The organism is Photobacterium piscicola, from assembly GCF_900166965.1.
Classification (GTDB): domain Bacteria; phylum Pseudomonadota; class Gammaproteobacteria; order Enterobacterales; family Vibrionaceae; genus Photobacterium; species Photobacterium piscicola.
In genome coordinates, this window is sequence record NZ_FUZI01000064.1 from 1 (window position 1) to 544 (window position 544).

Annotated in this window: 3 tRNA genes; all 3 read right to left on the reverse strand. The window is 41.4% G+C overall.

What is annotated here, in order from left to right:
• Window positions 1–240 precede the first annotated feature (240 nt).
• The 3 genes from CZ809_RS20970 to CZ809_RS20980 all read right to left on the reverse strand — a co-directional run bounded on the left by CZ809_RS20970 (window position 241) and on the right by CZ809_RS20980 (window position 539).
• Window positions 241–316: transfer RNA gene (locus CZ809_RS20970), tRNA-Ala, on the reverse strand.
• A 42-nt stretch (window positions 317–358) separates the two neighbouring features.
• Window positions 359–434 (reverse strand) — tRNA-Val (locus tag CZ809_RS20975).
• 29 nt (window positions 435–463) lie between these two features.
• A tRNA-Lys gene (locus CZ809_RS20980) sits at window positions 464–539 on the reverse strand.
• Between the last annotated feature and the right edge of the window lie 5 nt (window positions 540–544).

Here is a 544-nt window from a genome sequence, read left to right on the forward strand (position 1 = left end):
ATATTAAACATTGGTTTTTCGCCGGACTCATTTATTTGTCTTCACTTTAAAAAGTGAAAGCAAACACAGACACTTGAATGTGTATGTTTTGAGAACTCGTTTTTATTCAGAGAATAAAAACATTTTTAAAATTAATCTTTCGATTAAATTTACTAGTCAGCTTTCCAGATTGTTAAAGAGCATGCAATTATCATTAGATAACCACTTTGTAATCACACTCTTACGAATGCATTTATAAAGTGGTGGAGCTATGCGGGATCGAACCGCAGACCTCTTCGCTGCCAGCGAAGCGCTCTCCCAGCTGAGCTATAGCCCCTTAAAGTTTTACTTCTTTAGGAGAAGTTCTCTAAAAGAGAAGTGGTGGGCGATACCGGGCTCGAACCAGTGACCCCCTCCTTGTAAGGGAGGTGCTCTCCCAACTGAGCTAATCGCCCTCCGATTTTTTACATCTTCGAGGAGAAGATGGTGGGTCGTGCAGGATTCGAACCTGCGACCAATTGATTAAAAGTCAACTGCTCTACCAACTGAGCTAACGACCCAATTT